The following is a 13686-nucleotide window of genomic DNA, read 5'->3' as shown; positions in this document are numbered from 1 at the left end:
TTACGATTTCTGGAACATGGCGAGCATACGCCGTGTCACGAGGAAGCCACCGAAGATGTTCACCGAGGCCATGAAGATCCCGATCGCCGCCAGAAGCGTGATCAGGACCGAGCTTGACCCGATCTGGATCAGAGCGCCCAGGATAATGATCGACGAGATCGCATTGGTCACCGCCATCAGCGGCGTGTGCAGCGAATGCGCCACGTTCCAGATCACCTGGAAGCCGATAAAGACCGACAGAACGAACACGATGAAATGCTGCATGAAGCTGGCCGGTGCGATCAGGCCCACGCCCAGCACCAGCGCGGCGCCTACGGCCAGCAGGATCACTTGCTGCTTGGTCTGCGCTTTAAACGCCGCCACTTCCTGCGCGCGCTTTTCTTCCGCTGTCAGCTCTTTCGGCGCCTCTTTCTTCGGTGCCGCAGCGATGGCCGCGACCTTGGGCGGTGGCGGCGGGAAAGTGATCTCGCTGTCATACACCGCCGTGGCGCCACGGATCACGTCATCTTCCATGTTGTGATTGACCGCGCCGTCCTTTTCGGGCGTCAGATCCGTCATCATATGGCGGATATTGGTGGCATAGAGCGTGGAGCTTTGCGCCGCCATCCGGCTGGGGAAATCGGTGTAGCCCACGATGGTCACACCATTCTCGGTGGTGATCTTCTCATCCTTCACCGTCAATTCGCAGTTGCCACCGCGCTCGGCGGCGAGGTCGACGATGACCGAGCCGGGCTTCATCATCTCGACCATATCCTTGGTCCACAGAACCGGCGCATCGCGGCCCGGGATCAGCGCGGTGGTGATGACGATGTCGATCTCGGGCGCCAATTCCCGGAACTTCTCAAGCTGCTTTTCGCGGAATTCGGGGCTCGACGGTGCAGCATAGCCACCGGTGGCCGAGGAATCCTGGCTGCTTTCCTCAAATTCCAGGAACACGAATTCCGCGCCCATCGATTCGATCTGCTCGGACACTTCCGGGCGCACATCGAAGGCATAGGTGATCGCGCCCAGGCTCGTCGCCGTTCCGATGGCGGCCAATCCGGCCACACCGGCGCCGACCACCAGCACCTTGGCGGGCGGCACTTTACCAGCAGCCGTGACCTGACCGGTGAAGAACCGGCCAAAGTTGTTGCCCGCCTCGATCACCGCGCGGTAGCCCGCGATATTGGCCATGGAGCTCAGCGCATCCATCTTCTGGGCACGGGAAATCCGTGGCACCATATCCATCGCGATCACGTTGGCGCCCTTGGCCTTCGCGGCCTCCATCAGCGCCTCGTTCTGGCCCGGATAGAAGAACGAGATCAGAAGCTGCCCCTCGCGCAGGCGCTTGGCCTCTGCAGTGGTGGGCGGACGCACCTTGGCGACGATATCGGCGGCCTTCCACAGGGCGGCGGCGGTTTTCACAACCTCAACGCCCGCCTCCTTATACGCGGCATCCGAGAAGCCCGCGGCCATCCCGGCGCCGGTCTCGATCACACACTCATATCCCAGCTTTTGAAGCTGCTGCGCAGAATCCGGCGTCATCGCGACGCGCGCTTCGTCGGCTTCGATCTCTTTCGGAGCACCAATCTTCAAAGGCGTATCCCCCTATCAGCTACCATCAGTGAAGGTTTCTTCGCCCCTTACCAAGCGGCTCGCCCGCCGACAACGGCTCCGCGCACATTTATTGCGTATTCACCGGTATACAATTGCCAAACGTTGCGTCTTTGGTGAAAAAGACAACCGGAGGGAGAATTCTGATGGAACATCAAGGACGTCACGCCCTGGTCACCGGCGGTGGAACAGGCATCGGTTTGGGCATCGCGATGGGCCTGGCCGAGGCTGGCGCCGAGGTCACCATCACCGGGCGAAATCTGGACCGGTTGCAACAGGTGGCCGCCGATCATCCTCGGCTGCATGCGCTGCAGATGGATGTGGCCGATGCCGCGAACGTTCGAAATGGTGTGACCAGCGCCGCCGAGGCCCGCGGCCCCATTGCGATCTGCGTCGCCAATGCGGGCATCGCCGAACCGGCGCCCTTCCGCAACGAGACGCTGGACCATTGGCGCAGCACCATGGCGACCAATCTCGACGGCGTGTTCCTGACCTTTCAAGCCGCCATGGCCACGCTGGACCGCGACGCCTGGGGCCGGATGATTGCGATCTCGTCCATTGCCGGGCTGCGCGGGCTGAAAAACGCCATCGCCTATACCGCCTCGAAACATGGTGTGATCGGCATGATCCGCGGTCTGTCCGAGGAATATATGGGCAACGACATGACCTTTAATGCGATCTGTCCGGGCTATGTCGACACGCCCATCGTGGATCGAAACGCCGCCATCATCGCGCAGCATCAAGGCGTTAGCGATGATGAGGCGCGCGGCATGCTGGCCCGCGCCAACCGGCATAAGCGCCTGCTGCACACCGATGAGATCACCGCGACCGCGCTCTGGCTTTGTTCGGATGGGGCACGGTCGGTGAATGGCCAGGCGATCCAAATCGCCGGGGGGCATGTGACCTAAGGCACGGATATTGCACGCTTACCTGCGATGCGGGAGAGGGTTGGTATACCATTGCACTCACCCAACCCTTTCAAATCATTGGATTTTTATGGTTTACTTGGCGCGAAATCCTCCTATGTCTGAGCCATTGCAACCCCGATGGGAACTTTGGCCCAATGCCGCTTGAAGATCACCCGCTGCGCTATCACCTCGCCAATGAACTCCACGCGCGCCCGTTTCCCACGCTCGCTTGCCCCGGCCAGGCGGTGTATCTGGCGATCAAACAGCCCAAAGAGGCGGCGAAACGGGATCGTGAGCTGGACCGCGCGCATCTGCTGGCGCTGCTCGACCGGTTTGGCGCCCAGCATCCCAGTCCCGATGCCACCCATTACTTCGCCAAGATCGGCCGGTTTCACCTGAAATGGGAAAGCCACACGGAATTCGTCACCTACACCGCCTTTCTGGAGAATGGTGAAGATCGGCCCTTTGACACCGCCGCGTGGGAGGTGTTTCCCGATGAATGGCTCTCCGACGCGCCGGGCGTGCGCGTGACATCCGCCCATATCCGATATGCCGAGGCGCCCGCCGATGAGGCTCGGATCACCGACCACCTGTCCGATTGGTTTGTGCCCGAAAGCCTGGCCGTATCCAACGTTCTGGACGAGACCGCGATCATCGCAGGCGATTTCCGCATCGATTCCGCGGGCCATATGCGCTTTGCCGTCTTTACCCGCCCCGGCGCGGGGAACCGGCGGATCGGGCGCATCGTGCAGCGGATTTGCGAGATCGAAACCTATAAGGCGATGTCGATGCTAGGCCTGCCGCGGGCCCGCGAAATCTCGCGCCGGATGGGCGAAATCGATGCCAGCCTGTCCTCTCTGGTCAGTGATCTGACCGGCGACAGCCGCAAGCCGGACGCCACGCTTAAAGAGCTTCTGACCGCCGCGGCGGAACTGGAAAAGCTGCAAACCGACAGCGCCTTTCGCTTCGGCGCGACGGGCGCCTATGAGGCCCTAGTGAACCAGCGCATCGCCGTGCTGCGCGAGGAACGGTTCCAGGGCCGTCAGACCTTTGGCGAGTTCATGATGCGCCGCTTCGATCCGGCCATGCGCACGGTGAAGGCGACCGAGCGGCGCCTGGTCTCGATGACCGACCGCGCCATCCGCGCGGGCGATCTACTGCGCACGCGGGTGGATGTGGATCGGTCGGCCCAGAACCAGCAGCTTCTGGAATCGATGGATGCGCGCTCCGATCTGCAACTGCGCCTGCAGAAGACGGTCGAAGGCTTGTCGATTGTCGCGATCAGCTATTACGCGGTGAACCTCGTCGTCTATCTGATCAGCCCACTTTCTGAGCCGCTCGGCATCGACAAGGTGATCCTGACGGCGGCGGCGGTGCTGCCGACCGTGGCCGCGGTCTGGCTGATCGTGCGCTCCATCCGGCGCTCCATCGAGAAATAGGCTGCGCGGTCTTTCATCAATTTTTTCGATGATCGATTTGCAGTATCGATTTTATCAATGCTGGCCCCGAAGCGCCCGGCGCAGGATCTTGCCCGTCGCCGTCATCGGCAAGCTGTCGGCAAACACGATCCGGCGCGGCACGACATGGGCCGCCACGCGGTCGCGGACCAAAGCTTTCAGAGCGTCTTCCAAACCCACCGTCTCCGCCCCGTCGCGCAGCACGATATGGGCCACGACAATCTCGGTCCGGATCGCGTCGGGTTCGCCCACCACCGCGGCCATCGTTACATCAGGATGTGTACAGAGGGCCTGTTCGATCTCCACCGGGCCGATACGGTATCCGGCCGAGGTGATCACGTCGTCGTCGCGGGCATGGAATATCAATTGCCCGTCGCCGCGCAACGTCGCCAAATCGCCGGTGCGCAGCCAGCCATTCACGACCTTTTGCGCCGTCGCTTCGGGTTTGTTCCAATAGCGCAGCATCATCACCGGATCGGGTGCGGCCACGCAAATCTCGCCCACTTTCCCTTCCCCAACGGGTACGTCATCGGCGCCCAGAACCGCTACACTATGCCCAGGCGCCGGCAGGCCCATTGCGCCCGGCACACGGTCCATGAGGCCGTCACAGGCGGCCACGACCAGATTGGCCTCGGTCTGACCGTAGAACTCGTTGATCGGACAACCCAAAACCGAATGTCCCCAATCCAGCAGATCAGCGCCCAAAGCCTCACCGCCAGACCCCACGGCGCGCAGATGCAGGCCCTTTGGCGGGGCGGCCTGGCGCATCAGTCGCAAGGCGGTGGGCGGCAGAAAGGCGTTCGTCACCCGCTCAGCCGCCATCAGGTTAAAGGCTGCGTCAGGCTCGAATTTGGCAAAGCGATGCGAGATCAGCGGCACACCGTAGAACAGGCAGGGCAGCGCCATATCCATCAGCCCGCCGATCCAGGCCCAATCCGCGGGTGTCCAACCGACATCGCCGGGTTGCGGAAACCCCGCTTGCGACAGCTCCATGCACGGCAGATGCCCATAGAGAAACCGATGGGCATGGAGCACGCCTTTCGGATCGCCCGTTGTGCCGGAGGTATAGATCATCACCGCCGGATCCTCGGCGCGGGTCTGGGCCATCTGCGGCGAGGCTTGGCCCGTCATCGCCTCTTCCAGCGACAGAACCGGCGCGCGCACGGGCCCGGTGGCGAGGATCACCGCCAGGTCCGGCAAATCGGCGCGCAGAGCCATGACGCGGTCCAGCACCACACCGTCGGCCACAACCGCCTTCGCCCCGGAATCGGCCAGCCTGTAGCGCAGCGCATCTTCCCCAAACAACGTAAACAGCGGCAGGGAGATCGCGCCCAGCTTCATCGCCGCAAAATGCGCCACCAGAACCCGCGGGTTCTGCGCCATGAAAATCGCCACCCGGTCGCCGGGTCCCACGCCCTGCCCTGCCAGCACCGCCGCCAGATTGTCAGAGGCGCGGTCGAGCGCGCCGTAGGTCCAATCTTCGCGTCGGTCGCCGATATGCGTGACGGCCACGCGGTCTGGCTCTGTCCGAGCCCTACGGGTGCAGCAGACCTCAGCGATGTTCAGGTTTTGCGGAATGCGCCAGGTAAACCCAGCGGTCAGTTCCGCATGGGGGCGAAGCTGCGCGAAAAGCCGATCACTCGGCAATCACGGTCACCGTCGGCAAACCGGTCAGATCCAGCCCCAGGGCTTGGAACGCGGCCAGCGACAGGCGAGAGCCCGAGCCGCGTTCGCCGCCCGACGGGCGCGCCGTGACCTCAACCGTTGTCCCGTTGGGGGCCACCACCGTCGCCTGGCGTTCACGCTCCACCAACGGTGTCTCGATCCACAGGCCCGAGACGGTCGCATCGCCCAGGCTGGCCACGGTGAACCCGCGCACCGCGTCGCCGTCGCCGGTATTGCCTTCGGCCACTGCCGCGGCGCGGGCACTGGGATCATCGGGCGCGATATCGCTCGCATCGGCCTCACCAATCACCGCATCTTCGATGACGGGCACCGGCTCTGGCCCACGGTCCCGCGCGAAGGGGCCGGAACTGGCGCTGCCCGCGCCGCCGCCATTGAACAGCCCGTTGCCCGCACCGCCACCGCAGCCCGCCAGGACGCATACCATCACCACCAAAATGCCACGCATACTCTGCCCCTTCGGTCAATTTGCGCCCGAACCCTAGGCTGGCACCCACACGTGATCAACCGTCCCCTTGTCGAGCCGCTGGCCTGTGCCTACTCTCCGCCTATGGACCAGCTTGCCCCCCTGATCGATCCGTTTGCGCGCGCCATCACCTATCTGCGTGTCTCCGTCACCGACCGCTGCGATTTCCGCTGCGTCTATTGCATGTCCGAGAACATGCAATTCCTGCCCAAGCGCGAATTGCTAACGTTGGAGGAATTGGACCGGATGTGTTCGACCTTTATCGGCCTGGGCGTGCGGAAACTGCGCATCACCGGCGGCGAGCCGTTGGTTCGCCGCGATATCATGACCTTCTTCCAAGGCATGAAGCGGCATCTGGATCGCGGATCGCTGGACGAGCTGACGCTGACCACCAATGGCAGCCAATTGGCGCGTTTTGCCGATCAATTGGCCGAGGCGGGCGTGAAACGGATCAACGTGTCACTGGATACACTCGATGCCGACAAATTCGCCGCGATCACCCGATGGGGCCGCTTGGGCAAAGTGCTGGAGGGGATCGAGGCCGCGCAAGCCGCCGGGCTGCGGGTCAAGATCAATGCGGTTGCCTTGAAGGACTTCAACGAAGACGAGCTGTTTACCCTGCAAGAGTGGTGCGCCAGCCGCGACATGGATCTGACCTTCATCGAGGTCATGCCGATGGGTGATCTGGGCAACGAGGACCGGCTGGATCAATATTGGTCGCTGAAGGATCTGCGCGCGCGTCTGGCCGAGCGCTTTGCCCTGACCGATCTGGAGGAGCGCACCGGCGGGCCCGCACGCTATGTGCGAGTGGATGAGACCGGCCAAAAGATCGGCTTCATCACGCCGCTGACCCATAATTTCTGCGAAAGCTGCAACCGCGTGCGCCTGACCTGCACCGGGCAGCTTTACATGTGCCTGGGGCAAGAGGATATGGCCGATTTGCGCGCGCCCCTGCGCGACAGCGCCGACAATGCCGTCCTGGAAAACGCCATCCGCGCCGCGATTTCGCTGAAACCCAAGGGCCACGATTTCGACTATTCGCGTCAGGTGGTCGACGGCCAGATGAGCCGCCATATGAGCCATACGGGCGGCTAGATAGCCCAAGGCATCCGGCACCTCAGGCTTGGTTTTCGCATATCTCCTATATGCGTCTTAGTTGCGGAACACACCGTCACCAAAACGCATCTGCAATTGGCCAGAGGTCGGCGCGCCCGGGACAAATTGGCAGGTCGCAGCCGTTGTCGTCAGAGACGGGCGCGTTGTGGCACGGGTGAAAAAGCTCATATCGAATGGGATCTCGGAATTGTTGATGCGAAGGCTCCCGTCGCGCGCCATCCGTCGGATCGTCGTCCGAAACCGCGCGTCGCGGGTATATCCAACCCCGCAAATAGCCAATCGGCCATCCTGAATGCGCGCATCCCACAAGAAATAGTAGACCGTGCCATATTGACCGGTGAATGTGATGTCCCCTTCACGGAAATCACCTGTAACCGGCACTTGGAATGTCTGAGCGGCGGCTGGCGATCCGGCTGATATGAAAAGCGCCGCAATCAGAGTTAAAAGGCTTGTTTTGAGAATTTGCATGGCACACCCGTGACGTTTTTATTTGAAGCAACCATACAAGAAGAATTTTGCTGAGAAATACGACATCCTGTGGCGCGGCGCCGCAATGTATCGATTTTTGGAATTAACCTTGCGGCAATTTGGAGTCTTCTGTTCGGTCGTCGGAACACGCGCGCATTGGCGGTTCGCCCCCCCGGACACAGGTTTAAAACTCTGCAACGACCTGTCCGGAAACACGTCAACCCGCCATGGGCGGGCCGGGTCCTGTCTCGATAGCCGACTGATCGGCCGGTCTCAGGCGGCAGGCAAGCGCCGTTCGACGATTTCCGCCCACCAACTGCAACCTGCGGGAATGGCATCGTCGTTGAAATTGTATTTCGGGTGATGCACCGCTGCCGTATCGCCGTTGCCGACCAGGATATAGGCGCCTGGGCGGGCGTTCAGCATAAAGGCGAAATCCTCACCGCCCATGGTCAGCGGGGCCTCGTCACAGGCGCCTGAAACCTCAGCGGCAACTTCGGCGGCGAAACTCGTCTGCTCTTTGGAATTCACCATCACCGGGTAATCGCGGCGGTAATCCAGCGTGATCTCTGCGTTGAAGGTGGCGCCGATCCCGGCACAGATCTCATACATGCGGGCCTCGGTCAAATCCTGGATCGCGGGATCCATCGTGCGCACGGTGCCGCGCAGATGCACCGCATCGGCAATGACGTTGAAGGCGTGCGACGAGGTCTCGAACGAGGTCACGCTACACACCACCTGCTTGATCGGATCGGCATTGCGGCTGGCGATGGTTTGCAAGGCCAGCACCAATTGCGCCGCGACGATGGTCGCATCCACCGTTTCCTGCGGTTTGGCGGCATGGCCGCCTTTACCCTGCACCTTGATGTCGAACCGGTCGGCTGCGGCAAAAAACGCCCCGGGCCGGATCGCAAAAGAGCCGACCGGGCGGCCCGGCCAATTGTGCATGCCGTAGACCTCGTTGATCCCAAATTGCTCCATCATGCCGTCATCGACCATCTCGCGGCCGCCGCCGCCGCCCTCTTCTGCGGGCTGAAAGATCACCGCGACCGTGCCATCGAAATTGCGGGTCTCGGCCAGGTACTTCGCCGCGCCCAGCAGCATCGCTGTGTGCCCATCATGGCCGCAGGCATGCATCGCACCATCTGTTTTCGAGGCATAGTCCAACCCGGTCTCTTCCCGGATCGGCAGCGCATCCATATCCGCACGCAGGCCAATCACCCGGCCCGATCCATTCGCCTTGCCTTTGATGATCCCAACAACACCCGTGCGGCCAATCCCGGTGACAACCTCGTCACATCCAAAGGCCTTGAGCTTTTCAGCAACCAAGGCAGAGGTCCGATGGGTGTCGAATAGAATTTCCGGGTGTTCGTGTATGTCACGGCGCCATTCGGTGATTTCGGGAAGCAATTCTGCAAATCTATTCTTAACGGGCATAGTGGGTCATCCGTGCTAAAATTGATGGGCTCAGCCTGCCATCGTGCAGGGCGGGCTTCAACCCGATCCCGGCACGCCGCCACGACTGAACGTGTTTGGTCTGCCGCCGATACCTTATTAGGTAGGATCGCGTTTCGGCGTGTCACGGCCTGAGAACCGAAGAAGTGAAAAGCAAGCGAGATCGTGCCGGACCTCTTTTTCTTGTATAAGATCAGACAGGATGCGCCCATAGGCGGGCCCGATCCCAAAGCCATGGCCGCACATGCCGGTCGCGACAATCAATCCGGGCAGCGCATCGGCGCGATCGACGATCGGCACCACATCCGGCAACACATCGATCATCCCGGCCCAAGCGGCTTGGGTCGTCACATGGCCAAATTGCGGATAGGCCTGCGCCAGGAGCCGTTTCAGCTCGGATGCCTTGGCGAGACTCGGAGCGGGATTGAGGATACGCATCGCCTCGAACGGGGACGGCCCGTCGAACTCCCAGTTGCGCGGCGTGGAAAACGCATCGGGATAGCCACGCGGCGCAGGCAGGCGCAGATGCACCTCGAACTCACCGCTCATCGCGGTGGGAATGTAGCGCCGGATATGGCGCAGCATGTCGGGGCCCAGGAACAGCTCGGAATAGGAGCCCGGCGCCAGGGTATAGCCGCCATCGCGGCGCGGACGCAGGGCCAGACGATCATCCACTGCCGCACTGGCCAGCATCTGCGGCAGCGGGTTGGTCGCCAGGGCGGTGCTGCGCACAGAAAGCTGCGGAATGTCGATGCCATGCCGCCGCAGCAGCAGCGAGGACCAGGCCCCGCCCGCCAGCACCACCTGTTCGGCGCGCAGCCTGCCCCGTTCGGTCACCACGCCGGTCACCCTGCCCGCCGACACGTCCAGCCCGCGCACGGCACAACGTTCGATGATCGTGGCCCCGGCCTGCATCGCCATCCGCGCCAGTTCAGGCACGGCCTGCCAGGGCTCGGCGACCATATCGGTGGGCGTGTGCAACGCGCTCTGCCAATCGACCCGCGCATTGCCCATCAGCGTGTGTGTCTCGGCCCGCGACAGCATGCGCGAGCTCACGCCAAAGGGCTGCGCCGTGGACAGCCAATCGCTGTGCCGCTTCGCATCGGCATCGGTGCGGGCCAGATAAGTGACGCCGGTTTGCCGCAGACCCAAGCGGCCTTTCGCCTCGGCATCGAGCGCCTTCCAAATCTCTTGCGCGTCCTGCGCCACAGGAATTTCGGACACATCGCGGCCCTGCACACGGACCCAGCCCCAATTGCGGCTGGATTGCTCACCCGCCACGCGGCCCTTTTCCAACACGGCCACACGCAGCCCCGCCCGCGCGGCAAACAAAGCGGTGGTAACGCCGATCACCCCGCCGCCGATCACCGCCAGATCCACCGCTTCGGGCAGATCAGAGCCGTGCTCAGGCGGATCGCTCAACCGATACGGGGCGTTCATGCCAAATCTGTCAGCAGCTTTTCCATGAAGGCTTGCCCCTGCTGGAACTGATCGACGGAGATGTATTCGTTGGGCTGGTGGGCCTGGTCGATATGGCCGGGCCCGCAGACCACGGCGGAGTATCCGGCGGCCTGGAACTGCCCCGCCTCGGTCCCGAAACTGACCACGCCCGAACTGTTCTGGCCGGTCAGCCGCCGCACCAAGGTCTCGGCTGCACCGTCCTCCTCAGAGCGCAGGCCGGGCACATCCCAACGCGGGTTCGCACGGATCTCGGCAGAGGGATGGATGGCCTTCATCCCCGCTTCGATCCGGGCGATTTCGGTCAGCACAGCCTCGCGCCACGCCCCAACATCTTCGGTCGGCAGACATCGCAGCCCGAGCAGGAAAAAACAATCCTTGGCGGTGATGTTGTGGGCCGTGCCGCCCTCGATCACGCCGACATGCAGCGTCGTATAGGGTGGATCGAACGGGCTGTCGGGATCGGCGGCAGCGGCATTGGCCGCATTTTGATCATTGGCCCATTGGATCAGCCGCGCGGCCTCCATAATCGCCGAAACGCCGCGATCCTGCAGCGAGGAATGCACCTCATAGCCGCGGAAATGCATCTCGAACCCGACGCCACCCTTGTGCCCGTTGATGATGCCCATCCCGGTCGGCTCACCGATCACGGCCAGCGCGGCTTGCGGCAAATGTGTGGCCATGCGCTCGATCATCGGCGGCGCGCCGCGGCAGCCGATTTCTTCGTCCCGGCTCAGCGCCAATTGCAAAGGCCGCGCAACGCCCCGGCGTTTGGCCTCAACCAGCGCCCAGATCGCCAGCGCGTCGAAGCCCTTCATATCGCAGGTGCCGCGGCCGTAGAGCTTGCCGTCTTTCTCGGTGACCCAGAACGGGTCGGTCTCCCAGGCCTGGCCATCGACGGGCACCACATCGGTGTGACCCGACAATACAACGCCGCCCGCCTCCATCGGTCCGACATGGGCGTAGATCGAGGCCTTTTCACCGGTTTCGTCGTAATCGCGCGCGGTCTCGATCCCGTGGCCGGCGAGATACTCGGCCAGCCAATCGACCAATTCCAGATTGCTGTCCCGGCTGACCGTCGGAAAGCCGACCAGCTTTTGCAGCAGATCACGGGGCGTCAGAACCGCGGGCTCAGTCATAAAGCGGACGCGCCGGGCCGCCTTCGGCCCGCTCCAAGCCTTCGCGCAACTTCGTCTCGGTCCGCTCGGTGGCGGGGTCGCGGTCAAACCCGCCCCAATCGCCGATCAGCACCTTATGGCCGGGCGAGACCTCTTCGTATTCGGACGGCCCCGGCTCGTAGTCGACGGGATGGACCGGCGACGGGATCGGCTTGAATTTGAGGTCCGCCGCCGATTTGCGCTGCGTCGGATCGGCCACGGGAACGGCCTTCAGCAGCGCTTTGGTATAGGGGTGGCGCGGATCCTCGAAGATCGCCGAGCGCGGGCCGATCTCGACCACCCGGCCCAGATACATCACGCCGACATCGTGGCTGACGCGCTCGACCACCGCCATATCGTGGGAGATGAACAGGTAGCTCAACCCAAGCTCGGATTGCAGCTCCATCATGAGGTTCAGCACCTCGGCCTGAACCGAGACGTCCAGCGCTGAAACCGCCTCATCCGCGATGATCAGTTTAGGGTTCAAAGCAAGCGCACGGGCGATGGCCACGCGCTGCCGCTGTCCGCCAGACAGCTCATGGGGGTAGCGCGCCATGTAATCGCGCGGCAGCTGCACCCGGTCGAACAGCGCGGCCACGCAATCGGTCCGCTCCTGTGCATTCATCTTGCCGAAATTCACCAGCGGCTCGGCCACTTGCACACCCAGGCGCATCTGCGGGTTCAGCGAGGCGAACGGGTCCTGGAAGATCATCTGCATGTTCTGGCGGGCGCGGCGCAGATCGCCCGGCCCCATCGCCATGACATCTTCGCCATCAATCTCAATCGTGCCCGAGACCGGCTCCACCAGGCGCAGGATCGACCGCCCGCAGGTGGATTTGCCGCAGCCCGATTCCCCCACAAGGCTGAGCGTGCGGCCCGCATTCAGGCGCAGCGACACATCTTCGACCGCATGGACCTGCGCGACCGTGCGCCGCATCAGCCCGCCGCGCACCGGAAAGCGCGTGATCAGGTTATCGACCTTCAATAGCAGCTTGTCGGTGCCTTTGATCGGATCGAGATTCTGCCCCTCCTGCCCCATCAATTTCATCGGTTCGGGCAGGGCCTTGCCATGCATCTCGCCCAGCTTGGGCACCGCCGCCAGCAGCGCCTTGGTATAGGGATGCTGGGGATCGGCGAAGATCTCTTCCACTGGCCCCTCTTCGACCTTGCGGCCGCGATACATGACGATCACGCGGTCGGCCATTTGCGCCACCACGGCCATGTCATGGGTGATGAACAGAACGGATGTGCCGGTTTCGTCCTTGAGCCGGTTGATCAGCGCCAGGATCTCGGCCTGGATCGTCACATCCAGCGCGGTTGTGGGCTCATCTGCTATAAGAATGCGCGGCTCGCAGGCCAATGCGATGGCGATCACCACGCGTTGCCGCATCCCGCCCGACAGCTCATGGGGATATTGCTGCAACCGCCGCTCCGGCTCGGGAATGCGGACCAGTTTCAACAATTCAAGCGCCCGGTCGCGCGCCGCCTGCCCGCTCATCCCCTTGTGCTTGCGCAGCCCCTCGGTCAGTTGCCGTTCGACGGTGAAGACGGGGTTCAGGGCGGTCATCGGCTCCTGAAAGATCATCCCGATATCGTTGCCCCGGATCGTGCGCATCGCCCCGGTGGGCTGGCGCGCCAGGTCAATCGGATCCTTCTCGTCGCGGTTGAACAGAAGCTGCCCATCAACGATCTGGCCGCCGCCGAACTCCACCAACCGCATCAGCGACAAAGACGAGACCGATTTGCCCGACCCCGATTCTCCCACGATGCAGACGGTTTCGCCATGCCCCACCGAGAAGGTCACATCCTCCACCCCGACGACCGTTCCGCCTTTGGTTTCAAACTCGACGCGGAGATTGCGCACCTGCGCGATCGGGTGATCCAACATGGACAAAACGCTCCGAAAAGGGACTGGACGCCGGACG

The 13686-nt window shown here is 62.9% G+C and carries 11 protein-coding genes; 3 read left to right on the top strand and 8 right to left on the bottom strand.

Going from position 1 to position 13686, the window contains the following annotated elements:
• On the bottom strand, nucleotides 1–1575 hold the full coding sequence (locus V8J82_RS12785) for a Re/Si-specific NAD(P)(+) transhydrogenase subunit alpha (protein WP_339975735.1): 1575 nt from the start codon (nucleotides 1573–1575) through the stop codon (nucleotides 1–3).
• A gap of 164 nt (nucleotides 1576–1739) precedes the next feature.
• On the opposite strand from V8J82_RS12785, the gene V8J82_RS12780 reads away from it, so the two are divergent.
• Together V8J82_RS12780 and V8J82_RS12775 are read left to right on the top strand one after the other, a co-directional pair.
• Entirely contained in the window at nucleotides 1740–2501 is a 762-nt protein-coding gene (locus V8J82_RS12780; RefSeq protein WP_339975734.1) for an SDR family NAD(P)-dependent oxidoreductase, read from the top strand.
• A gap of 155 nt (nucleotides 2502–2656) precedes the next feature.
• Complete coding sequence (locus tag V8J82_RS12775; protein WP_339975732.1) at nucleotides 2657–3940, top strand: DUF3422 family protein; 1284 nt, start codon at nucleotides 2657–2659, stop codon at nucleotides 3938–3940.
• Nucleotides 3941–3994: 54 nt separating this feature from the next.
• On the opposite strand, the gene V8J82_RS12770 is transcribed toward V8J82_RS12775, so the two are convergent.
• On the bottom strand, nucleotides 3995–5605 hold the full coding sequence (locus tag V8J82_RS12770; RefSeq protein ID WP_339975731.1) for an AMP-binding protein: 1611 nt from the start codon (nucleotides 5603–5605) through the stop codon (nucleotides 3995–3997).
• Nucleotides 5595–6089, bottom strand: coding sequence for a hypothetical protein (locus tag V8J82_RS12765; protein ID WP_339975730.1), 495 nt, complete (start codon nucleotides 6087–6089; stop codon nucleotides 5595–5597). Before V8J82_RS12765 ends, V8J82_RS12770 begins: the two co-directional genes overlap by 11 nt.
• Before the next feature lie 102 nt (nucleotides 6090–6191).
• On the opposite strand from V8J82_RS12765, the gene moaA reads away from it, so the two are divergent.
• Nucleotides 6192–7202: a GTP 3',8-cyclase MoaA gene (gene moaA, locus V8J82_RS12760; protein ID WP_339975728.1), complete on the top strand. Its 1011-nt coding sequence runs from the start codon at nucleotides 6192–6194 to the stop codon at nucleotides 7200–7202.
• A 57-nt stretch (nucleotides 7203–7259) separates the two neighbouring features.
• On the opposite strand, the gene V8J82_RS12755 is transcribed toward moaA, so the two are convergent.
• The 5 genes from V8J82_RS12755 to V8J82_RS12735 form a co-directional block, all read right to left on the bottom strand.
• Nucleotides 7260–7691 carry a hypothetical protein gene (locus tag V8J82_RS12755; RefSeq protein WP_339975727.1) on the bottom strand — a complete coding sequence of 144 codons (432 nt, stop codon included), beginning with the start codon at nucleotides 7689–7691 and terminating at the stop codon, nucleotides 7260–7262.
• Between the two features lie 273 nt (nucleotides 7692–7964).
• Nucleotides 7965–9128: a M20 aminoacylase family protein gene (locus tag V8J82_RS12750; protein WP_339975726.1), complete on the bottom strand. Its 1164-nt coding sequence runs from the start codon at nucleotides 9126–9128 to the stop codon at nucleotides 7965–7967.
• A gap of 117 nt (nucleotides 9129–9245) precedes the next feature.
• On the bottom strand, nucleotides 9246–10586 hold the full coding sequence (locus tag V8J82_RS12745; RefSeq protein ID WP_339975725.1) for an NAD(P)/FAD-dependent oxidoreductase: 1341 nt from the start codon (nucleotides 10584–10586) through the stop codon (nucleotides 9246–9248).
• A complete protein-coding gene (argE, locus tag V8J82_RS12740; RefSeq protein WP_339975724.1) occupies nucleotides 10583–11743 on the bottom strand; it encodes an acetylornithine deacetylase in 1161 nt (386 codons plus the stop codon). The genes V8J82_RS12745 and argE overlap by 4 nt, the downstream gene beginning before the upstream one ends.
• Nucleotides 11736–13649: an ABC transporter ATP-binding protein gene (locus V8J82_RS12735; protein WP_339975723.1), complete on the bottom strand. Its 1914-nt coding sequence runs from the start codon at nucleotides 13647–13649 to the stop codon at nucleotides 11736–11738. The genes argE and V8J82_RS12735 overlap by 8 nt, the downstream gene beginning before the upstream one ends.
• Nucleotides 13650–13686: the final 37 nt, after the last annotated feature.

The sequence above is a fragment of the Gymnodinialimonas mytili genome (assembly GCF_037544085.1).
GTDB classification, from domain to species: Bacteria; Pseudomonadota; Alphaproteobacteria; order Rhodobacterales; family Rhodobacteraceae; genus Gymnodinialimonas; species Gymnodinialimonas mytili.
This window is presented reverse-complemented; position numbering and strand designations above follow the sequence as displayed.

Excerpts from the sequence above, each read along its gene's own strand:
- V8J82_RS12780 (WP_339975734.1), top strand. The coding sequence starts at position 1,740 with ATGGAACATCAAGGACGTCACGCCCTGGTCACCGGCGGTGGAACAGGC.
- V8J82_RS12775 (WP_339975732.1), top strand. The coding sequence starts at position 2,657 with ATGCCGCTTGAAGATCACCCGCTGCGCTATCACCTCGCCAATGAACTC.
- V8J82_RS12765 (WP_339975730.1), bottom strand. The coding sequence starts at position 6,089 with ATGCGTGGCATTTTGGTGGTGATGGTATGCGTCCTGGCGGGCTGCGGT.
- moaA (WP_339975728.1), top strand. The coding sequence starts at position 6,192 with ATGGACCAGCTTGCCCCCCTGATCGATCCGTTTGCGCGCGCCATCACC.
- V8J82_RS12755 (WP_339975727.1), bottom strand. The coding sequence starts at position 7,691 with ATGCAAATTCTCAAAACAAGCCTTTTAACTCTGATTGCGGCGCTTTTC.
- V8J82_RS12750 (WP_339975726.1), bottom strand. The coding sequence starts at position 9,128 with ATGCCCGTTAAGAATAGATTTGCAGAATTGCTTCCCGAAATCACCGAA.
- V8J82_RS12745 (WP_339975725.1), bottom strand. The coding sequence starts at position 10,586 with ATGAACGCCCCGTATCGGTTGAGCGATCCGCCTGAGCACGGCTCTGAT.
- argE (WP_339975724.1), bottom strand. The coding sequence starts at position 11,743 with ATGACTGAGCCCGCGGTTCTGACGCCCCGTGATCTGCTGCAAAAGCTG.
- V8J82_RS12735 (WP_339975723.1), bottom strand. The coding sequence starts at position 13,649 with ATGTTGGATCACCCGATCGCGCAGGTGCGCAATCTCCGCGTCGAGTTT.